The following is a 22,196-nucleotide window of genomic DNA, read 5'->3' on the forward strand; positions in this document are numbered from 1 at the left end:
CGCACCCGGTGCCCGAGCGGCAGAGACGGCGCGGCCGAAGCCGAATCCGCTGGCGCCCGGCTGGTATATTCCAGTTGGAATAATTGGAATGGATGATGTGAGGAGCGAGGAGTGGCAACGAAGCTGACGCCGCTGGCGCTCGCCGCCTTGGAACTCCTGCTCGACCGCCCCATGCACCCCTACGAGATGCACCGCACCATGCGGCTACGCCACACCGACCGGGTGGTCAAACTCAAAGCGGGCTCGCTCTACCACGCGGTGGAGCGGCTGGAACGCCTCGGCCTGGTCGAGGCCGAGGAGACCGAGCGCAGCGGCCGCCGCCCGGAACGCACCCGCTACCGCATCACCGATGCCGGCCGCCGGCGTTTCGCCGAGGAGGTCCCCGATCTCATCAGTACTGTCGCGGACGAGTACCCGGCGTTCCCGTTGGGGTTGGCGTTCAGCGACGACCTGAACCAGGAGGCGGTACTTGCCGCTCTGCGTCGCCGGCGCACCGAACTAGAGAGCCGGATCAAGCAGGAACAGGCCCAGGTCGCCAGAGTCACCAAGATCGAGTTGCCCGATGTCTACTGGCTAGACCTGCGCTACACGCTCATGGTGCGCCAGGCCGAGCTGGCCTTCGTCGACCAGCTCACCGCAGAGATCGAGTCTGGCGAACTGGACTGGGACGCCACCGTGCCGGAGGAAACCCGGACATGACCGACGGCGCATCCCGCACCCGACCCTGGCTGGCGTTCAGCGCGCTGTGCATCGGGTTCTTCATGCTCCTGCTGGACACCACCATCGTCAACATCGCGATCCCGGCCATCCTCGCCGAACTCGAGACCAGCCTCGAGAACATCATCTGGGTCAACAGCATCTACCTGCTGTCCTTCGCCGTACCGCTGCTGATCACCGGGCGCCTGGGCGACCGGTACGGGCCCAAACAGATCTTCATCGCCGGTCTCGTCATCTTCACCATCGCCTCACTCGCCTGTGGGCTGGCGACGTCGGTGGGGCCGCTGATCGCCGGCCGGGCCGTTCAGGGCCTCGGCGCGGCCGCCATGATGCCGCAGACCATGGCGTTCATCTACCACCTGTTCCCGGCGGGCCGGCGCGGCGCCGCGATGGGGGCGTGGGGTGCTACCGCGGGCGTGGCGACCGTCAGCGGCCCACTACTCGGCGGCGTGATCGTCGACACCCTTGGCTGGCAGTGGATCTTCTACGTCAATCTGCCCATCGGCGTAGTGGCCCTCACCATGGTGATCCGCCTGGTCCCGAACTGGCAGCCCGGGCACAGCCGCCGCTTCGACCTCCTCGGCATCGGCCTGTTCAGCATCGGCCTGGCCGCGGTGATCTTCGGCTTACAGGAAGGCGAGCGCTACGACTGGGGTTCGGTCGCCGGCCCGGTCACCGTGTGGTGGATGATCGCCGGTGGGATCGTGTTGCTGGCCGCGTTCGTCTGGTGGCAACACCGCAACCGCCGCGAACCTCTCCTGCCGCTTCAGCTGTTCACCTTCCGCAGCTTCTCGCAGTCGATCCTGGCCAACGCCACGCTCGGCTTCGCGCTCATCGGGAGCATCCTGCCGTTGATGCTGTACCTACAGACCGTCCGTGGCTACTCACCGCTCATGGCGGGTGTGATCTCCGCACCGATGCCACTCGCGTCGGGTGTCATGTCGGCGATCGTCGGCCGGTTGGCCGAACGGTTCGACGGCCGCAAACTCGGGGGCGCCGGTTTCATCGGCTACAGCGTCGGCCTCGGTTTGCTGGCCTGGACCATCCGCGCCGACGTGCACCCGGCGGCGTTGACCCCAGCACTCCTGGTCGCCGGCATCGGCATGGGCGCCATCTTCGCCCCGCTGGCCACGCTCGGCACGTTGAGCCTGCCTCCACACCTGGTCGGTGGCGGCTCCGGCCTGTTCAACACCCTCCGGCAGGTCGGCGCCGTCATCGGTAGCGCGTCGGTCGGCGTCCTCTTGCAGGCCCGGCTGAGCGTCGAGCTGACCCGGCAGGCCGAGATCCAGGCGAGCACCCTGCCGCCTGAATACCGGCAAGGATTCGTCGACCGGATCAGCGAAGGCGCCACACACGTCGGGGAGGTACCGATGGACACCAACGGCGGCGTAGACATCCCGGCCGACCTCCACGACGTGCCGCCGGACGTGATCGATCAACTTCAGGCCGCGGCCGACACGGTGTTCGTCTACGGCTTCACCGACGCCGTTCGCGCCTCGATCGTGCTCCCCGCGCTGATTCTCGTGCTCGGCGCGGTGGCGTGCCTGTCGATGCCCCGCCCCGTCGTCGAATCGTTCCGCTCCGTGCGCCGAGACACCGGGGCTGGGAGCTGAGAACCGGCGACGGTCACCGGGTCAGGCGATCTCCTGCAACCGCGGCAACAACTCGGCGGCCCGCTCCGCCTGGGCCTCGGCCGATCCGCCGTTCGTGATCAGAATGACGTCGTCGATGCCGACCCGGGCGTACTTCTCCACCTGGGGCAGAACGTCGGAGACCTGATCGGTGAGCCGCACCTGAACGGTGCGCCGGATGTCCGCGGGATCCCGCCCGACGTCGGCGCAGTGCTGGTCGAGCACGTCCGACAGCTCCGCCAGCTCCGCCGGGGTGCCGCCCGCGGCGTTCCACACGTCCGCATACTGCGCGGTGATGCGTAACGTCCGTTTGCGTCCGCTACCGCCGATCCAGATCGGTGGGTGCGGCCGTTGGATCGGTTTGGGTTCGGCGATCGCCGCGTCGAGCCGGTAATGGCGGCCCTGGAACGTCGTCGTCGGCTCCGTCCATAAACCGCGGATCAGCTGGCACGCCTCCTCCAGCCGGTCCAGCCGCTCCCCGACTGTGCCGAACTCCAGCCCGAACATGGTGTGTTCGTTCTCCGCCCATGCGCCGCCGAGGCCGAACTCCAGCCGCCCACCCGAGAGGTGGTCGACGGTCACCGCCATCTTCGCGAGCACCCCGGGATGCCGGTAGGTGTTGCCGGTGACCATACAACCGATCCTGACGTGCGACGTCGCCTCGGCCATGGCGCCCAGCAACGCCCAGGCGTCGAAGATGTCCAGGGTGGGATCACCGCCGAGTGAGGCGAGGTGATCCATGTTCCAGCAGTGGTCGAAACCGGCCTCGTCGGCGATGCGCCAGACGGCCCGGTACTCGTCGATGTGCGCGTTCTGGCTCAGCTTCAGTCCGAATCGCATACTTCAGTCTCTCACCCCCATGATCATGAACACTTTGCCGTGTTATGACACGGCAAAGTGTTCATGATCATGGGGACAGGGGGTGAGTTACGGGCGGTGCAGCCAGGCGAGCAGGTCCGCAGGTGCCATCTCCGCGGCGGTCGCGTCGTAGTGGTCGAGCTCCGCGTCCGACAGCAACGCACGGCCCGCACCGGAACCACCCTCCCGGAAGAACGCCGCTTTACTCTTCATCACCCCGGCCGGGTCCGGCGCCAAACGCTCCGCGTTGGCTCTCATGTGCTGGAACGACGCCGCCCGCACGAGATCGGGCCAGGCCTCCTCGGGCACTTCGATGTCCAACCGCTCGGCCAGCCGGCGCATCTGAGTGTCGAGGTCGGCGACGAGGTCAGCGTAATGAACGAGGACGACGTTCCCCGCCGACCGCCGCTCCCACGCGTCCGACAGATGCCACATCACCCCTGGTAGGGAGTCCAACTCGTCCCCCGGGCGGGCGTCGGAATCGATCCATTGCCGTAACCACTCGTTGAGTTCGGGACGGTCCATCTGGGCAGGCGGCGAAGCGGCGGCGGTACGCCCCTCGACAGCCTCCGCGTGGGCAGTCAACTCCCGGATCCGCTCCCGGTCGAGATTGTTGCCCTGGTGGTACAACGACACCGCCATATCCAGCGGATGCCGAGCGACGACGATATAGGTCGCCGCCGGGTCGAGCGGCAAGCCGTCCAGCGGCGTGTGAGTCTTGATGAACCGCCGATGGTGTTGCGCCTCGAGCGTCGCGTAGACGTCGTCGCGCGGCACCACCAACCAATCCAGCCACGGCGACAACGTCGGAAGCGGCGCCGGCAGCTCCGGTGTCTGAAACACCAGTAGGGCGCAGATCATCTGCATCCACGTCGTCCCACTCTTCGAGCGGGTGCTGATGACGATGTCACCGTCGCGGATCGGAAAATCCAGCCACCGAGCGCTGTCTTCATCGGCGGATTGGTAACGGGTGGGGGCGTCCGGCATCCGCCGATATTAAGAGGCCGCCGCTGGATCGGCCACCCGGCCTCGGGTACCGGCTGCTGTCGTTCAGCCGTGGTCCGGCCGGCGGAGGACGACGAGATCGTCGCGATGGACCACTTCCCGCTCGTACTCAACCCCCAGCTCACGCGCCAGATCCCGGGTCGACCGACCAAGCAACGCGGGCAGTTCGGCGGCGTCATAATTGACCAATCCCCGGGCGACGACGCGGCCTTCCTCGTCCACCATGTCCACCGGATCGCCCGCCGTGAAGCTGCCGTCGACCGCGGTAATCCCGGCCGGCAACAGCGACGTGTGCCGCTCGACGACGGCCCGCACCGCCCCGGCGTCCAGGTGGAGCCGGCCCGCGCTGTCGGCGGCGTACTCCAACCACAGCAGCCGCGTCGACCGGCGCCGGGCCCGGGAATGGAACCAGGTGCCAACAGTGTCGCCGCGTAGCGCCTGCTCGGCCGAGTCCGCGGCGGCCAGCACCACCTCGATACCCGAACCGGTGGCGATCATCGCCGCCTCGACCTTCGTCTGCATACCGCCACTGCCCAGGCCCGACCGGCCGGTACGACCGATCTTCAGATCAGCCAGCTCGGCGGGATCATTGACCTCCGACACCCGCGACGTGTCCGGCCGGCGTGGGTCGCCGTCGTACAGTCCGTCGACGTCGGACAGCAGGATCAGCGCGTCGGCGTGCACCAACTGCGCCACCAGCGCCGCCAACCGGTCGTTGTCGCCGAACCTGATCTCGTGTGTGGCGACCGTGTCGTTCTCGTTGACCACCGGCACGACATCGAGATTCAGCAGCTTGTGCAATGTCCGGTAGGCGTTGCGGTAGTGCGAGCGCCTGGTGACGTCGTCGACGGTGAGCAACACCTGCCCCACCTGCATGCCATGGGTGGCGAACGCGGTGGTGTAACGGGCGATCAGCAGCCCCTGACCGACACTGGCCGCCGCCTGCTGGCGGGCCAGGTCACGCGGCCGGCTCGGAAGGTTCAGCGGCGCCAGACCGGCCGCGATCGCCCCGGACGACACCAAGACGACCTCGCGTCCGGACGCGCGGGCCCGCGCCAGCGTGTCCACCAGCGCCGCCAGCCGGCTCTCGTCCAAGCCGCCCGCCGACGTGGTCAGCGACGACGACCCGACCTTCACGACCAGCCGGCCCGCCTTGGCAATCGGCTCGCGCATGGTCACCGCTCCAGCCGCGGATCCGAGCCGCGTGGCCCCAGCCGCTCCGCGCCGGCCTGCAACGTCGGCTCCCAATCGAAGACGACGGCGTCCTCACCGCCGATGACGACCTCGTCGCCCTCCTGCGCACCGGCCTTGACCAGCTCGTCCTCCACTCCGAGGCGAGCGAGCCGGTCGGCCAGGTAGCCCACGGCCTCGTCGTTGGTGAAGTCCGTCTGGCGCACCCACCGTTCGGGTTTGGCGCCCCGAACGCGGAACCGTTCACCGTTGTGGTCGTGTTCTTTCGTGACGGTGAAGCCGTCGTCGTCGACCGCCACGGGGCGCAACACCAACCGGGTGGGCTCCGTCGCCGGCGCGGCCGACCGGGCCGCGGTGACGATCCGCGCCATCTCGAAGGTCAGCTCGCGTAGCCCTTCCCGCGACACCGCGGAGACGCTGAATACCCGCCAGCCGCGGGCTTCGACGTCGGCCCGCACGAACTCGGCCAGCTCCCGCGCCTCCGGCACGTCGATCTTGTTCAACACGACGAGACGTGGCCGATCGTCGAGCCCGCCGTAGCGTTCCAGCTCGGCCTCGATGACGTCGACGTCGCTGAGTGGGTCGCGGCCGGGCTCCAACGTGGCGCAATCGACGACGTGGGCGAGGGCGGCACACCGTTCGACGTGCCGAAGGAAAGTGTGCCCGAGGCCGCGGCCCTCACTGGCTCCCTCGATCAGCCCGGGGACGTCGGCGACGGTGAACCGGACGTCACCGGCCTCCACCACGCCGAGGTTGGGCACAAGTGTCGTGAACGGGTAGTCGGCGATCTTCGGACGGGCTGCCGACACCGCCGCGATGAGGCTCGACTTACCCGCGCTCGGATAACCGACGAGCCCGATGTCGGCGATGCTCTTCAGCTCGAGGACGACGTCCAGGGATTCTCCCGGTTCACCCAGCAAGGCAAAACCGGGTGCCTTGCGCCGGGTACTTGCCAGCGCGGCGTTGCCGAGGCCGCCTCGCCCGCCACGGGCGACGACCAGCCGGGTGTCGGCGCCGACCAGATCGGCGAGGACCTCACCGTCCGGCCTGGACACGACGGTGCCGTCGGGTACCTTCAGGATGATGTCGCCACCCTCGGCGCCGTTGCGGTGGCCGCCTTCGCCGGGGGCGCCATTGCCGGCTCGCCGGTGCGGCGACCGGTGATAGTCGAGCAACGTCGTGGTGTTGGGGTCGACGACGAGAACGATGTCGCCACCGCGGCCGCCGTTGCCGCCGTCGGGACCTCCGAGTGGTTTGAACTTCTCTCGGTGCACCGACGCGCAGCCGTGGCCACCGTTACCGGCCGCCAGGTGCAGCACGACACGGTCGACGAACGACGGTATCGCCATCGCCGTTGTCTCCTTCCACCTTCACGTTCTCGGCCAGCCGCGCGAATCACCTTCCCGGTGATCACTTACCCCGGGACGCCGACGGCCCTGAAACGACGAAGCGGGCCGGTCGCGCTGACCGGCCCGCGTCTGCCACGGTACGAGAGCCCTATCTGAAGAGTGAGGGCACTGACGTCGAGGCGGGGTCACTCCCCCGCCGGGACGATGTTGACGACCTTGCGGCCCCGCTTGACGCCGAACTCGACGGTGCCGGCCGCGGTGGCGAACAGGGTGTCGTCCTTACCCCGACCGACGTGGTCGCCCGGGTGGAAGTGCGTGCCGCGCTGGCGGACCAGGATCTCGCCGGAATTGACGAGCTGGCCGCCGAAACGCTTCACGCCAAGCCGTTGCGCATTGGAGTCGCGCCCGTTCTTGCTGGACGAGGCGCCCTTCTTGTGAGCCATCCGAAATCCCTCTGGATCATCCCCGCGGGTGCGGGAAGCACTGGACCATGAACTGTCTGGAGAAGCCTGTCGACTACTTCGTCTCGATGCCGGTGACCTTGACCTGGGTGTACTTCTGCCGGTGGCCTTGCCGCCGGCGGTACCCGGTCTTGTTCTTGTACCGGAGAATCTCGATCTTCGGCCCCTTGACCTCGTCAACGACCTCGGCCGTCACCGAGACCTTCGCGAGCTTCTTGGCGTCGCTGGTCACGGTCTCGCCGTCGACCACGAGCACGACGGGGAGGGTGACGGTGGAGCCGACCTCGCTGTTGAGCCGGTCGACGTCGATGACGTCACCGACGGACACCTTCTTCTGGTTGCCGCCGCTACGGACGATCGCGTACACCGCGGACTCACTCTCTCTATCGGGCCAGATGGCTCGCTACGGTCAGGGCACACGCGCTCCGCCGTGAAGCGGGCACGCGGGTTGAGGCGCGAACAGCGCCGACGTCCAAGGATACGGACCAGGAGCACCCACGGTCAAACCGCGAGGAACGAGCGCAACCGTTCCAAGGGCCAGGTGTTGATCACGTCGGCACCGGTCAGCCATCCGCGCCGGGCCATGCCGACGCCATACCGCACGTAAGGAAGATGGATCGTGGAGTGGGCATCGCTGTTGATAGCGAACTTCACGCCGTGGCGTCGGGCCCGGAGGATGTGTTCGTCGTGGAGGTCGAGCCGATCGGGATGTGAGTTGATCTCCAGGGCGGTACCGGTACGGGCACACGCCGCGAAGACGGCGTCGAGATCGGCGTCGATGGGGGCGCGCCGGCCGATCTTGCGTCCGGTGAGGTGTCCGATGATATGGACGTGGGGGTTCTCGCAGGCCCGGATGAGCCGTCGTGTCATGTCGTCGGAGGACTGGGTGAAGTGGGAATGGACGGACGCCACGCAGACGTCGAATCCGGCCAGGAACTCCGCCGGCCAGTCCACCTCGCCGTCGGGACCGATATTGAGTTCGGTCCCGTGTAACACGCGCATGCCCGAGTAGGCGCCGTCGAGGGCGTGCGCCCGCGTCCGTTGGGCGAGCATCTTCTCGTCGGACATCCGCTGCATGTACAGGTCCGGGGCGTGGTCGGTGATCGCGTAGTACTCGTAGCCTCGGGCGGCGGCCGTGGCGACCATGTCCTCGGCGCTGGCCTGCCCATCCGTCAGGTTCGTGTGTGTATGTAGGTCGCCGCGGAGCGCGTCGGCGGCGATCACGTCCGGAAGGTCGCCGCGCAGCGCCGCCTCGATCTCACCGCGATCCTCGCGTAACTCGGGTGGGATCCATGGCAGGCCGAGGCGCTCGTAGACCTCGGCCTCGGTCTCCGACACCAGAAGCTCACCCGTCCCGGCGTCGAACAGCCCGTACTCGGACAGCTTCAGGCCGGCCCGAACCGCCAGTTCACGGATCCGCACGTTGTGCGCGGCGGAGCCAGTGAAGTACTGCATCGCCGCACCCCACGCCGCCAGCGGCACGACCCGCAGATCGACGTGGACCCCGGCGACGGTGCGGACCGAGGTCTTCGTCTCACCGCGGGCGACCACCTCGGCAACGTCCGGTTGCGCCACGAGCGCCTCCATGAGCGGCGCGGACCGGTCGGCGGCGGCGAGGATGTCGACGTCCCCAATGGTTTCGCGCATCCGGCGCAAGGATCCCGCGTAGGCGCAGCGTTGACACCCGTCCACCGTGGCGATCGTGGCGACCAGCCGGCGGGCGAGTTCCTCGGCGACGTGGAGCTTGCTGCGGCCGCCGGTGGAACGTAGCAGGTCGATACCGTGCAGGAGTTTGGCCTCGCTCTTCTCGCCGAGCCCTTTGAGCTCACGCAGCTGCCCGGCCTGGATGGCGGCGGCGAGGTCGTCGATCGACGAGATCCCCAGCTCCCGGTAGAGCTGGAGGGCACGTTTGGGGCCGAGTCCGGGGACGGCGGTCAGCCGCCGCACCCCGTCCGGGATGCCGGCCCGGAGTTCCTCGATCGCCGCGACCCTACCCGTGGTCATGTATTCGACGATCTTGGCGGCGATCGAGCGCCCGACGCCGGGGATACGTTCGACGCCACGCTGATCGAGGTCGGCGACGTTGTCGTGGAAGCCGGCGACGGCGCGCGCCGCCTTCTCGTAGACCCTCGCCTTGAAGGCGTCACCTCCGGTGATGGAAATGAGGTCGGCGTATTCGAAGAGCAGGTCGGCGACGTCGTCATTGGGACGGGCCATGAGCGGCGATTCTACTTGTCCCCATGATCATGAACACTTTGCCGTGTCATGACACGGCAAAGTGTTCATGATCATGGGGACAAGGGGGTGTGGGGCCGAGGTGGACACCGGCAGCCCGGTTCGGATATACATCGGATGTCTGCTAAACATCCGATGTATTTGCTCTGCACCTGGTTACCCATGGAGGCCCGCCGTGACTGAAGCCGAGGCGACGATCGTCGCGCTGGAGACCTCGGACATCCGGTTTCCCACCTCCGTGGACCTCGACGGGTCCGACGCGATGAACCGCGATCCCGACTACTCCGCCGCCTACGTCGTCGTCCACACCAGCGCCGGCGACGCCCACGAGGGGCACGGCTTCGCCTTCACCATCGGACGCGGCAACGACGTCCAAGTAGCCGCGATCGACGCGTTACGCCCACACGTCGTCGGCCGCCCGCTCCAGGCCACCCTCGACCACCTTGGCGACTTCTACCGCGACCTCGTCCACGATTCTCAGCTGCGCTGGCTCGGCCCCGAGAAAGGCGTGCTGCACATGGCGATCTCCGCCGTGGTCAACGCCATGTGGGATCTCAAGGCCAAACGCGAGGGTAAGCCGCTGTGGCGGCTGCTCGCCGACCTCTCCCCCGAGCAGGTCGTCGAGCTGGTCGATTTCCGCTACCTGACCGACGCGCTCACCCCGGACGAGGCCCTCGCCATCCTCAAACGAGCCGAAGCGGGCAAAGCCGAACGCGCGGCACAACTCCTCGAGCAGGGATACCCGGCTTACACCACGTCTCCGGGCTGGCTCGGCTACGACGACGAGAAGCTCACCCGGTTGTGCAAAGAGGCCGTCCGCGACGGCTTCGACCAGATCAAACTCAAGGTCGGCGCCGATCTCGACGACGACCGGCGACGGCTGCAACTGGCCCGCGACGTATGTGGACCCGACATTCGCATCGCCATCGACGCCAACCAGCGCTGGGACGTCGGCACCGCCATCAGCTGGATCAAGGAGCTCGCACCGGCCGACCCCTGGTGGGTGGAAGAACCAACGAGCCCCGACGACGTGCTCGGGCACGCCGCTATCGCCCGCGCCGTCGCTCCGGTCCGCGTCGCCACCGGCGAACACGTCGCCAACCGGGTCGTGTTCAAGCAGCTGCTGCAGGCCGAGGCGATCTCTTTCCTGCAGCTCGACGCTGCCCGCGTGGCCGGCGTGAACGAGAACATCGCCATCTTGCTGCTCGCCGCCAAGTTCGACATACCGGTGTGCCCACATGCCGGCGGGGTCGGGTTGTGCGAGCTGGTCCAGCATCTGTCCATGTTCGACTTCGTCGCGGTCAGCGGATCGCTGGAGCGACGCACTATCGAGTACATCGATCACCTGCACGAACACTTCGCCGATCCGGTCGTGATCCAGTCCGGCCGCTACGTCGCCCCCACGGCACCCGGCTTCAGCTCGACCATGAAAGCCGAGTCCCGCACTCGCCACACCTACCCGGATGGGCCGGTGTGGACAACGTTCCAGGGCGGCTGAGCACGGGCGAGAGGAGCTACGAAGGAACGACGAGGGAGCAACGATGCAGCAGATAGCCCTGCACACCCGGCTCAAGCCGGGCATGGAGGACGAGTACGAACGCGTGCACGCCACCATCCCCGCCGACCTCGACGACGCGTTACGGGCCGCCGGGGTACACGGCTGGCGGATCTGGCGTAGTGGGCGAGACCTGTTCCACCTGGTCGAGGTGGACGATTACCGCGCCATGCGGCGGGCGCTGAGCAACCATCCGGCCAACGTGCCATGGCAAACCCGGATGGCCGAACTGCTGGAGATGCCGGACAGCTACGCCGGGGACGACGACGGCCTACGGCTGGTGTGGGCGTTGCCGTGACCGGCATCGAACACCGTCCGGCCGGATCGACACGGGCCCGGGTCACCACGTTGTCGCTCGGCGGCGCCGGCATCGGCAACCTCCACCACGCCATCAGCGACGACGACGCCGACGCCACGCTCGACGCGGCCTGGCAGGGCGGCATCCGCTACTTCGACACCGCACCGCACTATGGTCTCGGCCGGTCCGAGCGTCGGCTCGGCACGGCGCTGCGCGGTCAGCCGCGTGACGAGTACGTCATCTCCACCAAGGTGGGCCGGCGGCTGGATCCCGTCGTCGACGTCGCCCTCGAGTCGCTGCCCCGGGACGCCGAGTTCGACGTGCCAGCGACACACCGTCGAGTGTGGGACTTCAGCCGCGACGGCGTGCTGCGCTCGGTCGAGCAGAGCCTGACCCGCCTCGGCGTCGACCGGATCGACGTGCTCTACCTGCACGATCCGGAACACCGCTGGGAGCAGGCGCTCGACGAGGCGTACCCCACGCTGGCGCAGCTGCGCGACGAAGGCCTCGTGACGGCGATCGGTGCCGGCATGAACCATGCCGACCTCCTGGCCCGGTTCGTCCGTGCCACCGACCCCGATCTCGTGATGCTCGCCGGGCGGTACACCCTGCTCGAACAGGGAGCGCTGGACGACCTGCTGCCGCTGTGTGAACGGCGCGGGATCGGTGTCGTCGCGGCGGCCGTGTTCAACTCCGGGCTGCTCGCCCGGCCCCGGCCCGCCCCCGGCGCCACCTACAACTACGAACCCGCTCCGCCCGAGCTGTTGCGCCGGGTGAATCGCTTCGCCGACGTATGCGAACGGCACGGCACCACGTTGCCCGCGGCGGCGTTGAGGTTTCCGCTTGCCCATCCGGCGGTGGTCAGCGTCAACGTCGGCTGCCGGCACCGTGAGGAGGTGCGGCGCAACGTGGAGCTCTTCGACGCCGTGGTTCCGGTGCACCTGTGGGACGAGCTTCGGGCCGAAGGCCTACTACATCCGGACGCACCGACCCCGACGCAGCCCGCGTCGACCTCGCCGTCGGCGCTGAGCCCGTCGGCCCCCACATCGTCAGCTCCGGAGCCGCCCGGGCCGGGCCCTACCGCTGCCTGATCAGGGCGCCAACGCGTGGTGCAACCATCGCTCGACCCCAGAGATGTGCACCGTCATCCATGACTGCGCCAACTCGGGCTGGTGCTGGGCCAGGGCATCGTAGATGGCCTGATGTTCGTTGAGGGTGCGCTCACCGGCGCCCTGCTCGGTTAATCCGCGCCAAACCCGGGCCCGTTGCGTCGGCGCCGACAATCCGTCCACCAACGACGCCAACACCAGGTTTCCCGACGCTTGAGCCACGATCCGGTGGAACTCGATGTCGCTGGCGACAAGATCCTCCACCGGTGCCTCTGGATCGATGTCGTCGAGCAGCTTACGCAGCTGAGAAAGCTCACCGTCGCTGATCCGGACCGCCGCCATAGCCGCCCCCGCGGGCTCCATGATCCGTCGGACCTCGAAGAACTGGAGGACGGAATCGTCGCTGTGGAAGTCCACGACGAAGTTCAGCGCCTCCAGCAGCAGCGGCGACTCCAGGCTGGTCACATAGGTGCCGTCGCCCTGCCGCACGTCCAAGATGTTGATCAGCGCTAGCGCCCGCACGGCCTCGCGCAACGAGTTCCGGGCCAGGCCCAGCCGCGCGGCAAGGTCAGCCTCACGGGGGAGTCGGTCGCCAGGCGCCAACTCCCCGCTGACGATCATCTCCTTGATCCTGAGGATCGCCTCGTCAGTGACGGCCATACCGCGCCTGCCTTCTACCAGAGATCCGATGTATTCGGTTCGCTCAAGTATGCCAGCGTACGAGGAGCACCGCACCGATCACGGCTTTATGCCACTGAACCGCCCGGCCCTGAACCGCCCGGCCCTGAACCGCCCGGCCCTGAACCGCCCGGCCCTGAACCGCCCGGCCCTGACCGGAGCCGGAATCGTCGTCAGCGGCCGCTGAGCGACGCGACGACCGGGGCGAAATCCTCCATGAGGGCGTCGGGGACGATGTAGTAGGAGAAGCCGAACCGCGCTCGACGATCATGCATCCGCTCTGCGATGTGTTCGATCGGCCCGAGAAACACCGGAGGCATATCCAACACCTCCGGGACAGCCGCCTCAGGCCACCCGTGTGCCTCCGTGTACCGCAGCGCCGCCTCCGCCACGTCGTCGGCGATCACCGGCGAGACCACCATGGACAGCTCCACGTCGCCGAACCGCCGGCCGGCACCCTCGCGAATCGCCGCGACCTTGCCGGCTATCGTCTCCGCCGTGCGTTCGGACAGCTCCTCGGAGATGGTGCCCTCGGCGAGGGCCCGCGGCAACACACCCACCGTGTCGGCCTCCCGCCCGGCCAACCGCAGCATCCGCCGGCTTCCCGCGCCGATCTGAATCGGTGGATGTGGGCGCTGGTGGGGTGTTGGGAAGGTGGACAGCGACGTGATCGTGTACTGCTTTCCGTCGAAGTCCAGCGGCTCCCCGCTGAGCATCCCCTTAAGGACCAGCAACGACTCTTCCAACCGGTCCACCCGCCGGCCGGCCGGATCGAACGGCATCCCGGCCCGGTCGTACTCCTCGCGCAGCCAGCCAGCACCCAGTCCCAGCTCGAACCGGCCGCCCGACAGCACGTCGAGGGTGGCCACCTCCTTGGCCAGCATGACCGGGTGCCGGTAGTCGTTGGCCAGCACCACCGTGCCGACCCGCAGCGTGCGGGTGGCCAGTGCCGCCGCCGTCAACGCCACCATGGGAGCCAGCTGATCCCCGAACGGCTCTCGGATGAAATGGTCGCGCAGCAGGAACGTGCTGTAGCCGAGTTCCTCGGCCCGGCGCGCAGTACCGGTCAGCGCCTCCGTCGTCGTTGCGCGCTCGCCGAGCACACCAAATCGGAACGGACGGATCGTCGTCGGGGTGGTCATAACCACGACGCTAGCCGCCCCGTATCCTCAGCACTGGCGGAAGACGGACATGACGTTGCCGGCAGTGCCGCCGAGCCGGCTCGCGCACCACTCGCGCCCTTTTGAATGGGAGCCTCCATGCACCACGCCGGTATCCTCGCGCACAGCGCCGAAGGCGCCGCCCTCTGCTTCCGGACGTTCTGCCAGCGAGGCTTCGACGACCTCGGCGAACACATGCACCCCGACGTCACACTCGACTGCATCGCCATGGGGCACAGCATGCCCGCCTGGGAGGCCGGCGACCATCAGAGCATCCGCCCCATTCTGGCTACCTCGGTGGAGCGGCTCGCGGCTGCTGGTGCGGAGTTCTTCGTATGCCCGGACAACACCGCGCACCTTGCTCTCGAATCTCTCGGCCCTGACCTCGCCCTGCCCGGCCTACACATCGCCGCCGTCGTAGCCGAACACGCCCGGCAGACCGGCTACACCCGGGTAGGTGTCCTCGGTACGTCGTACACCATGGAGGGCCCGATCTACCCGCGGGAGCTAGCCGCTCGTGGTCTTGCCGCGGGCATTCCCGAACCCGACGAGCGGGCCGCCGTCAACCGGATCATCTTCGACGAGCTTGTCAACGGCGTATTCACCGACGCCGCACGGGCGCTCTATGTCAGCGTCATCGAGCGGCTCCGCGAGAACGGATGCGACGCCGTCGCCCTGGTCTGCACCGAGATCCCATTGCTCATTCCCGCCGAGGTTTCCCCCCTGCCGATACTCGACTCCACCCGGCTCCTGGCCCGGGCCGCCTACGACGTCGCCGCCGGCCACCAGCCGCTGCCCACCTGGCGCGGCGGTCCCGTAGCGGCCTGACGTCGCCGGCCAGAGGTTTTCGGTGGTTCGTCCGCCGGACGCTTCACCAGGTCAGTGGCACCAATTCACCACGATCATCGTCCCAGGCACCCTGGGCCAGGCGGGTGGAACGAGGCGGCGCCGACGGCTCGAACCCGGCAACGACCCGTAAGCCGGCCAGCACCTCCTCCGGGCGGACGGTCGGCGTCTGATGCTCTAATACGCAACGAACGGCGGGTACCGGCCCAGACTCGTCAAACTCCGCCCGAAGGACCGCGCCGCGGGTATCGATAGTGCGCACACCCTTCTTGGTGCGACGCTCAACCTCAACGGTCGGAGCGGCGACCAACGCCTCCACGGCCGCCCGGGCCACCGCCGGGTCCACGTCCGGAAGCTCGATCAACCACACCGACGCCGCGAGTTCATCCGCCAACGCCGCACCACCAGTGCTGGCCACCTCGGCGACGGCCACGATGTCCAGGCCTGGGGGCAATGCCGCGTCGAGAGCCGCACGGACATCCTCGGGCCGGCGCTGCTCGGTGAGCGAGATCTCGAGATACTCGGCTTCGCTGGCCGCTCCCGTGGGCGCGGCGCCGGCGAAGGAGATCTTCGGATGGGGCGTGAACCCATGTGAATAGGCCATCGGCACATGCGCACGACGCAGCGCACGCTCGAACGACCGCTGGAAATCCCGGTGACTCGCGAAGCGCAGCCGGCCTCGTTTGGCGAACCTGACGCGCAGCTTCTGCACGGCCGGCAGTTGGTCTCGCTCTGGAGCTGGCCGCGGACCCCGCCGTGGTGGCGTGGATGCGTCTCCTGTCACAGCGCCTGGTGCATCAGCGGTAGGGCTCGACGATCCGTTCACCCCACCAGCCTACCCACCCCTGGTGTGCACCTGATCGTCGTTTTGTCATCTGATCGTCTTTATGGCGACGATCAGATGCATCGATGGCGGCGACGGGGTGTGTCGACGGGCGGTAGTGGCCTCTGATCGCCGCCACGATACGGGACGCTTGGCGATCAGATGCGCGAACCGACGGCTGACGTCCGGTGGTGCATCTGATCGTGTTGGGTCGGCGCCGTGCTGATCGGATGCAGCGTTGGTGCGGGGCGCCACCGTCGCCAACTTCTTCGGTGTTCTTCAAGGCCTACCGGGGTAGTCCGGTGGGGCACGGCCCGGGATGGCGCGTTGACGGCCTCCACATCTCCGACATTTCGCCCGCCTCAACAGGCGGCCAGCGCACCATGCATCGTCGGACGGTACTGGGCTCGGGCACAACGTGCACCCGCGAACCCAGCAGGTCCGTCCACAAGCGCCGTCGACAGCCGTCGCTGCCCGATCAGATGCACCACCGGACGTCAGCCGTCGGTTCGCGCATCTGATCGTCAAGCGCCCCACATCGTGTGATGCGATCAGATGCAGGCGCGGCTGCCGCACGCCACGTTTGTGCGCCTGATCGCTCCCCCGGAAACGATCAGGCGCACAAACGGAGATCAGGTGCACAAACGGGTTAGTGGACGAGGACGGGAACTTGGTCGCCGTCAGCGGACGCATCGCCTCCGCCCACCACACCACCGGCGCGGCGCTGATCCGCGGTCACGAACGTGTATGCGATCACCGCCGCGGCCGCCAGAATGACTACTGCCCACCAGATAGCCGTCGTATAACCGTGCACCATCGCTTCCAGCTGAACGACGTCCGCCGGCCCGCTGGCCAGATGGGTGGTCAGGTACGACGCGGTGGCGCTCGTCGCAACGGTGTTCAACAGCGCGATCCCGATGGCACCGCCGACCTGCTGGGATGTGTTGATCATCGCTGAGGCGATGCCGGCGTCGCGTGGTTCGACACCGAACGTGGCCAGGCTCATCGCCGGCATGAACGTCGCGCCCATCCCCAGGCCGAGGAGGATCTGCGCCGGAAGCACGATCGTGACGTAGGAGCTGCCCGGTTCGAGCTGGGTGAGGATCAGCATCCCGAGGGTGGCGACGAGCAGTCCCGGGCCCATCAGGTAGCGGGCCGGCACCCTGGTCATCAGTCTGGCGCCGATCTGAGTCGACCCGGTGATCATTCCGGCGACCATCGGCAGGAACGCCAGGCCGGTCTTGACCGGGCTGTATCCCTCGACGATCTGCAGGTAGTAGGTGAGGAACAGGAACAGCCCGAACATGGCCACGATCGCCATGCCGAGTGCCAGATACACCCCTCCACGGTTACGATCCAGCACGACGCGCAGCGGCAGCAGTGGCGCCTTGGCTCGCCGCTCCACCAGGACGAACGACGACAACAGAACCACGGTCAGGACGAACATCGACAGGGTCACCCCCTCGGTCCACCCTTCGGATTCCGCGCGGGCGAAACCGTATACGAGGGCGACGATGCCGCTGGTGCCCAGCAGGACGCCGGGGATGTCGAGAGCCGCCGGGTTGCGGCCGCCCTCGGGTTCGCGGATCTGTGCGACGGATCCGAAGAGGGCGATGAGGGCGATCGGAATGTTGACGTAGAACACCCAACGCCAGTCGACGTATTCGGTAAGCACACCACCCAAGATCAGTCCGACCGCGGCGCCGCCGCCAGCGATCGCACCGAACACACCAAAGGCTTTGGCGCGTTCCTTACCGTCGGTGAACATCACTGCGAGCAGCGACAACGCCGCCGGGGCGAGCAAGGCGCCAAAGACGCCCTGCAAGGCCCGCGAGGCGAACATCATCGCCTCGTTGACGGCCGCGCCGCCGATGGCCGAGGCGATGGCGAAGCCCACGAGACCGGTGTTGAAGGTGCGTTTGCGGCCCCAGATGTCGGCGATCCGGCCGCCGAGCAGCAGCAAGCCACCGAAGGCCAGCGCGTACGCGGTCACGACCCACTGCCGGTTGCCGTCCGAGATGCCGAGCTCGACCTGTGCGGATGGGAGCGCGATGTTGACGATGGTGGCATCGAGCACCACCATCAGCTGGGCGATCGAGATGAAGGCCAAGGCCTTCCAGCGCCGCGGGTCAGGGGTGGTGCGCGCCGGTGGTGTTGGTGCGGCCGGCGCACCAACCCGCTGATCGCCACCTGGAGCCGGGGTCCCCGGGGTGGCCAGCGGGACACGTTCCGGCTGTTCTTGAGCAGGTTGGGATATTTCAGACATGCGGAGTCACCAATCAGGTGGAGAGGTGGATGAGATGTTTCGGCGCGGTCGACAAGGCAGCCAACGGCCGTCCGTGCTGCGACGACCAGCCCCTACGGACCGGGAATCGGCAGCTCGGCGGAGTCCGACGCGACAGGCGCGATGGTGGGGCGCCGGCAGGCGACGTTCAGGCGAGGGATATCAGGTGGTGCGGCGCTCCAGTTCTTCCATGGTGATGGGATCCCCGGGCAGCGTTGACCGGGCCGGGTTACGCAGGCCGTCCACGAACACTTGCAGGTGCCTACGTGCGTAACGTTTGAAATGGGCGCATTCGGAACCAGGCAGTGGCCGGCCCAGCTGGGTGACGGCGACCATCAGGTCACCGATGGCCACGTCTGGCCGTAGTTGTCCGGACTCACGGGCCCTGTCCATGAGTGCTTGAACCGCGTGGGTCAGGCGGTCTCGTGCGGCGATGACGTCGGACTGGCGGGCATCGAAGTCTTCGGAGAGCATGCCGCAGAGTGCGCCGACGCGCTCGTCGGCGGCGGTGTGAACAAACCCGCGGAGCACCTCGAACGCGTCGGACCGGTCGGCGAGGGCAGCCTCGGCCGCGTCGGTGATACGCGTCATCGAGTACAGCATCAGCTCGCGCAGGAGTGCTTTGCGGTCGGTGAAGTGCCTGTACACGGTGGCGTTGCCGACGCCCGCCCGCTGCGCGATGGTGTCCAGCGGGACGTCGGGGCCATCTTCGAGTATCGCCTCGCGGGCCGCGTCCAGGATGCGCTCGCGGTTGCGGGAGGCATCGGCGCGCCGCCGCGGGCCGGCAGTGGCAGTGGCGTTCACGGCTGGCACCTCCTCGTGGATCGTTTGACGCCGAACCGGGGATCAGATCCCCGGTTACAGCCGGACAATGAGCTAAACGGGGACTCGCTCCCCGGAATTTCCGACCCTGACGTGACGTACATCACATTCGACGCGGCGCGAGGCAGCCGTCGGGCAGCAACCGCAACGTCATCCGCCGGTGCGCTGTGGCGATCAGTCCAGCGGCGGGCGGCGGTCTCGCCATGGACGAGCGGCTTCGAGCTGCGTCGATAGCGACAGCAGGGTCTCCTCGGCACCATGCCGCCCACCGAGCATGACGCCGATCGGCAGCGTGACGCCGTCGACGTCGGCCCAATGTAAGGGCAGACTGATGGCCGGCCAGCCGGTGAGGTTCCACACACTGGTCCACGGCGTATAGGCCGTCTGGGCCGCGAAGTCGGCAGCCGGGTCGGCATCGTTGCGTAACCCTCCCACCAGCGCCGGTGGCTGGGCCAGGGTGGGCGCCAGGATGACGTCGTACGTCGCCCATGTGGCTGCCGCCTCGCGCGTGATGAGCTGCACGTTGTTGACGGCTTGGGCGTATTCGAGTCCGGTGACCGCCCGCCCTTTGTCCCGCAGCCAGCGGGTCAGCGGGACCAGGAGGTGCTCGGACTCCGGCGGGATGGGCGCCAGCAACGCCATCACCGACCACAACGCTTCGAAGGACACCCAACGCTCGGCCGGAAACGGCACCGGTGCAGGCTCGACGTAGTGGCCGAGTTCGTGCAACAACATCGCCGTCTGCTCGACCGCCTCGACGCACACGGGATGGACCGGGACGTCGGCGGCGACCACCGGCGTGGACAGCAAGCCGACCCGCAACCGACCCGGGGGACGCTCACACGCCTCGAGGAAGGTGGTCCGCGGACCGGGCACGGTGAACAAGTCACCCGGCCAGCTTCTCGAAAGCACATCGAGCACGGCAGCGGTGTCGCGGACGTCCCTGGTCAACGCACCGTGGGTGGCCAAACCCGCACCTTCGATGCCATACGGGCCGGGACTGACCCGCCCCCGGGTGGGTTTGAGGCCAACCAGACCACACGCGCTGGCCGGAATCCGGATGGAACCGCCGCCGTCGCTGCCGTGCGCGATAGGCACGATCCCGGCCGCCACCGCCGCCGCCGCGCCACCGCTGGAACCACCTGCGGAACGCCGCAGGTCCCACGGGGTACGCGCGGGCGGCGCGATGTCCGGCTCGGTATACGCGGGCAACCCGATCTCCGGGGTGTTGGTCTTGCCGACCATCAATGTCCCGGCGTCGTGCAACAGTCTGACCACCCCGTCGTCGACGGATGCGATCGTGTCTCCGAGTGCGGCGCTGCCGACACGGACCGGAACGCCGGCCACCATAGTGAGATCTTTGATGGGACACGGCACGCCCAACAGCGGGGCGTCGGGCGCCAACTCGATCCCCCGCTCGCCGTCAACCGCGCGGCCGGCCAACGCACGTTCGGCGGCGATCGCCTGCTCCCAGGCCAGTTCGGGTGCGAGCGCGACGAACGCGCCCACCTGTGGCCCCAGACGTTCAGCCCGCCGCAGAGTAGCGTCGAGCACTTCTGTGGGTGACGTCTCGCCCGCCCGGTAGGCCGCGACCAGTTCCAACGCCGTCAGCTCGGGTATCTCAGACACACCTCCGACCCTACGTGTCACCCTGGCGGGCCGCACCCTAGATTCGCTGCCGAAACCGACGGGACGTGGCGAACGTCGCGGCCCGGCCGCATCGCAGGTGGACGTCGTTCGTGGCCCCGGATGGTGGGCGGCCGCGGTCGCGGGTCGACGTCGCCCGGAGTCGCGGGTAAACGTCACCCGGAGTCGCGGGGTAAACGTCACCCGGAGTCGCGGGTAGACGTCGTCCGGGGCGCGGGGCTATAGTCCAGTCTCGTGGTCGAGGTTCGTTGGTATTGGCGCTTTACGCAGGCTCCGGGTGGAGCCGCGGCCAGCGCACCCTGACCAACCACCCCACCCGGAGCCAGCAGAGGCAGCGACTCGTGTCGCTGCCTTTCGTCGTTTCAGACGGGCCGGCTCGGGTGCGTTCGCGGGCCGTCCCGTCACCGATGAGGAACGGAAAAGAGCCGCGAAATGTCCCACAACCACACACCCACCAGCGATCTTCGGATCACCGACATCCAGCCGCTGATCGCACCCCAGGAGCTGCTGCGCGAACTGCCGCCGCACCGCCGGCACGAGGAACTCGTCCAGCGCACCCGAGCCGAGGTTCGCCAGATCATGGCCGGTGCCGACGACCGACTGCTCGTCGTCGTCGGCCCGTGTTCGGTCCATGATCCCGACGCGGCACTCGACTACGCGCGACGGCTCACCTCGGTTGCCTCCCGCCTCGACGCCGACCTCCGTATCGTCATGCGGGTCTACTTCGAGAAACCCCGCACGACGGTGGGATGGAAGGGCCTGATCAACGACCCGGGCCTGGACGGCACATTCGACATCCACCGCGGGCTCCGGCTGGCCCGGACCCTGCTGTTCGACGTGCTCGACACCGGTCTGCCGGTCGGCTGCGAGTTCCTCGAGCCGATCAGCCCGCAGTACATCGCCGACGCCGTGTCCTGGGGAGCCATCGGTGCCCGAACCCCGGAGAGCCAGGTACACCGGCAGCTCGCGTCGGGGCTGTCCATGCCAATCGGATTCAAGAACGCGACCGGCGGCGACGTCCAGGCGGCCATCGATGGTTGTCTCACCGCCGCGAGCAGCCACGTGTTCTTCGGGGTCGACGGTGCGGGCCGGGCCGCCGCGGTCTCCACCGCGGGTAATCCCGACTGCCACGTGATCCTCCGGGGTGGGCGCGGTGGGCCGAACTACGGGCCGGACGACGTCCGCGACGCCCTGGCGCTGCTGCAGAAGGCGGAGTTGCCGGAGCGCCTCGTCATCGACGCCAGCCACGGCAACAGCGGCAAGGACCACGAGCGGCAGGCCGTCGTCGCCGAGGAGATCGCCGCGCGGGTCGCGGGCGGTGCGACGGGCATCGGCGGCATCATGCTGGAGAGTTTCCTCGTGGCCGGCCGCCAGGATCTCGATGCGGGACCACTCACGTACGGCCAGAGCGTGACCGACGCATGTATGGCGTGGGACACCACCGAGCGGCTGCTGGACGACCTCGCGGCCGCCGTGCGGACCCGCCGCTCCGCCACCCCCGCCTAGGTGATCATTGGCTTTTGACCA

20 protein-coding genes are annotated in these 22,196 nt (G+C 68.1%); 7 read left to right on the forward strand and 13 right to left on the reverse strand.

The window, feature by feature from the left end:
- Window positions 1-111 precede the first annotated feature (111 nt).
- Together G8760_RS06160 and G8760_RS06165 are read left to right on the forward strand one after the other, a co-directional pair.
- The gene (locus G8760_RS06160) at window positions 112-699 is read left to right on the forward strand and encodes a PadR family transcriptional regulator (protein WP_166348436.1); all 588 of its coding nucleotides are present in this window, start codon (window positions 112-114) and stop codon (window positions 697-699) included.
- Window positions 696-2,330, forward strand: coding sequence for a DHA2 family efflux MFS transporter permease subunit (locus G8760_RS06165; RefSeq protein ID WP_166348439.1), 1,635 nt, complete (start codon window positions 696-698; stop codon window positions 2,328-2,330). The genes G8760_RS06160 and G8760_RS06165 overlap by 4 nt, the downstream gene beginning before the upstream one ends.
- A gap of 21 nt (window positions 2,331-2,351) precedes the next feature.
- Here G8760_RS06165 and G8760_RS06170 read toward each other — a convergent pair whose 3' ends face one another.
- The 7 genes from G8760_RS06170 to polX form a co-directional block, all read right to left on the reverse strand.
- A complete protein-coding gene (locus tag G8760_RS06170) occupies window positions 2,352-3,188 on the reverse strand; it encodes an LLM class F420-dependent oxidoreductase (protein ID WP_166348442.1) in 837 nt (278 codons plus the stop codon).
- Window positions 3,189-3,275: 87 nt separating this feature from the next.
- Window positions 3,276-4,193 carry a sulfotransferase domain-containing protein gene (locus G8760_RS06175; RefSeq protein WP_166348445.1) on the reverse strand — a complete coding sequence of 306 codons (918 nt, stop codon included), beginning with the start codon at window positions 4,191-4,193 and terminating at the stop codon, window positions 3,276-3,278.
- Window positions 4,194-4,256: 63 nt separating this feature from the next.
- The gene (proB, locus tag G8760_RS06180) at window positions 4,257-5,384 is read right to left on the reverse strand and encodes a glutamate 5-kinase (protein WP_166348448.1); all 1,128 of its coding nucleotides are present in this window, start codon (window positions 5,382-5,384) and stop codon (window positions 4,257-4,259) included.
- A gap of 2 nt (window positions 5,385-5,386) precedes the next feature.
- On the reverse strand, window positions 5,387-6,745 hold the full coding sequence (gene obgE / locus G8760_RS06185) for a GTPase ObgE (RefSeq protein WP_166349938.1): 1,359 nt from the start codon (window positions 6,743-6,745) through the stop codon (window positions 5,387-5,389).
- A gap of 191 nt (window positions 6,746-6,936) precedes the next feature.
- A complete protein-coding gene (rpmA, locus tag G8760_RS06190; protein WP_166348451.1) occupies window positions 6,937-7,194 on the reverse strand; it encodes a 50S ribosomal protein L27 in 258 nt (85 codons plus the stop codon).
- A 73-nt stretch (window positions 7,195-7,267) separates the two neighbouring features.
- Window positions 7,268-7,579 carry a 50S ribosomal protein L21 gene (rplU, locus tag G8760_RS06195; RefSeq protein WP_166348454.1) on the reverse strand — a complete coding sequence of 104 codons (312 nt, stop codon included), beginning with the start codon at window positions 7,577-7,579 and terminating at the stop codon, window positions 7,268-7,270.
- A 134-nt stretch (window positions 7,580-7,713) separates the two neighbouring features.
- On the reverse strand, window positions 7,714-9,429 hold the full coding sequence (polX, locus tag G8760_RS06200) for a DNA polymerase/3'-5' exonuclease PolX (RefSeq protein WP_166348457.1): 1,716 nt from the start codon (window positions 9,427-9,429) through the stop codon (window positions 7,714-7,716).
- A 193-nt stretch (window positions 9,430-9,622) separates the two neighbouring features.
- Between polX and G8760_RS06205 the strand changes: the two genes are divergently transcribed.
- From G8760_RS06205 to G8760_RS06215, 3 genes are read left to right on the forward strand one after another with little or no spacing between them, the layout of a single operon-like run.
- Window positions 9,623-10,945: an L-fuconate dehydratase gene (locus G8760_RS06205; RefSeq protein WP_246222455.1), complete on the forward strand. Its 1,323-nt coding sequence runs from the start codon at window positions 9,623-9,625 to the stop codon at window positions 10,943-10,945.
- Window positions 10,946-10,988: 43 nt separating this feature from the next.
- Complete coding sequence (locus G8760_RS06210; protein WP_166348463.1) at window positions 10,989-11,300, forward strand: L-rhamnose mutarotase; 312 nt, start codon at window positions 10,989-10,991, stop codon at window positions 11,298-11,300.
- Window positions 11,301-11,305: 5 nt separating this feature from the next.
- The gene (locus G8760_RS06215; RefSeq protein ID WP_343074377.1) at window positions 11,306-12,391 is read left to right on the forward strand and encodes an aldo/keto reductase; all 1,086 of its coding nucleotides are present in this window, start codon (window positions 11,306-11,308) and stop codon (window positions 12,389-12,391) included.
- Here G8760_RS06215 and G8760_RS06220 read toward each other — a convergent pair whose 3' ends face one another.
- Both G8760_RS06220 and G8760_RS06225 read right to left on the reverse strand, forming a co-directional pair.
- Window positions 12,392-13,069: a FadR/GntR family transcriptional regulator gene (locus tag G8760_RS06220; RefSeq protein ID WP_166348469.1), complete on the reverse strand. Its 678-nt coding sequence runs from the start codon at window positions 13,067-13,069 to the stop codon at window positions 12,392-12,394.
- A 191-nt stretch (window positions 13,070-13,260) separates the two neighbouring features.
- On the reverse strand, window positions 13,261-14,229 hold the full coding sequence (locus tag G8760_RS06225) for a TIGR03621 family F420-dependent LLM class oxidoreductase (RefSeq protein WP_166348474.1): 969 nt from the start codon (window positions 14,227-14,229) through the stop codon (window positions 13,261-13,263).
- 117 nt (window positions 14,230-14,346) lie between these two features.
- On the opposite strand from G8760_RS06225, the gene G8760_RS06230 reads away from it, so the two are divergent.
- Window positions 14,347-15,075, forward strand: coding sequence for an aspartate/glutamate racemase family protein (locus G8760_RS06230; RefSeq protein WP_166348477.1), 729 nt, complete (start codon window positions 14,347-14,349; stop codon window positions 15,073-15,075).
- Window positions 15,076-15,118: 43 nt separating this feature from the next.
- On the opposite strand, the gene G8760_RS06235 is transcribed toward G8760_RS06230, so the two are convergent.
- The 4 genes from G8760_RS06235 to G8760_RS06250 form a co-directional block, all read right to left on the reverse strand.
- Entirely contained in the window at window positions 15,119-15,805 is a 687-nt protein-coding gene (locus G8760_RS06235) for a TIGR03936 family radical SAM-associated protein (RefSeq protein ID WP_166348480.1), read from the reverse strand.
- Between the two features lie 760 nt (window positions 15,806-16,565).
- On the reverse strand, window positions 16,566-18,182 hold the full coding sequence (locus tag G8760_RS06240; RefSeq protein ID WP_166348483.1) for an MFS transporter: 1,617 nt from the start codon (window positions 18,180-18,182) through the stop codon (window positions 16,566-16,568).
- Window positions 18,183-18,362: 180 nt separating this feature from the next.
- Window positions 18,363-19,013: a TetR/AcrR family transcriptional regulator gene (locus G8760_RS06245; protein ID WP_166348486.1), complete on the reverse strand. Its 651-nt coding sequence runs from the start codon at window positions 19,011-19,013 to the stop codon at window positions 18,363-18,365.
- Window positions 19,014-19,196: 183 nt separating this feature from the next.
- Window positions 19,197-20,651, reverse strand: coding sequence for an amidase (locus tag G8760_RS06250; protein ID WP_166348489.1), 1,455 nt, complete (start codon window positions 20,649-20,651; stop codon window positions 19,197-19,199).
- Window positions 20,652-21,101: 450 nt separating this feature from the next.
- On the opposite strand from G8760_RS06250, the gene G8760_RS06255 reads away from it, so the two are divergent.
- Window positions 21,102-22,175, forward strand: a complete 1,074-nt coding sequence (locus G8760_RS06255; RefSeq protein ID WP_166348492.1) for a 3-deoxy-7-phosphoheptulonate synthase — start codon at window positions 21,102-21,104, stop codon at window positions 22,173-22,175.
- Window positions 22,176-22,196 lie beyond the last annotated feature (21 nt).

This window comes from Phytoactinopolyspora limicola (genome assembly GCF_011320225.1).
In the GTDB taxonomy this organism is placed as follows: domain Bacteria; phylum Actinomycetota; class Actinomycetes; order Jiangellales; family Jiangellaceae; genus Phytoactinopolyspora; species Phytoactinopolyspora limicola.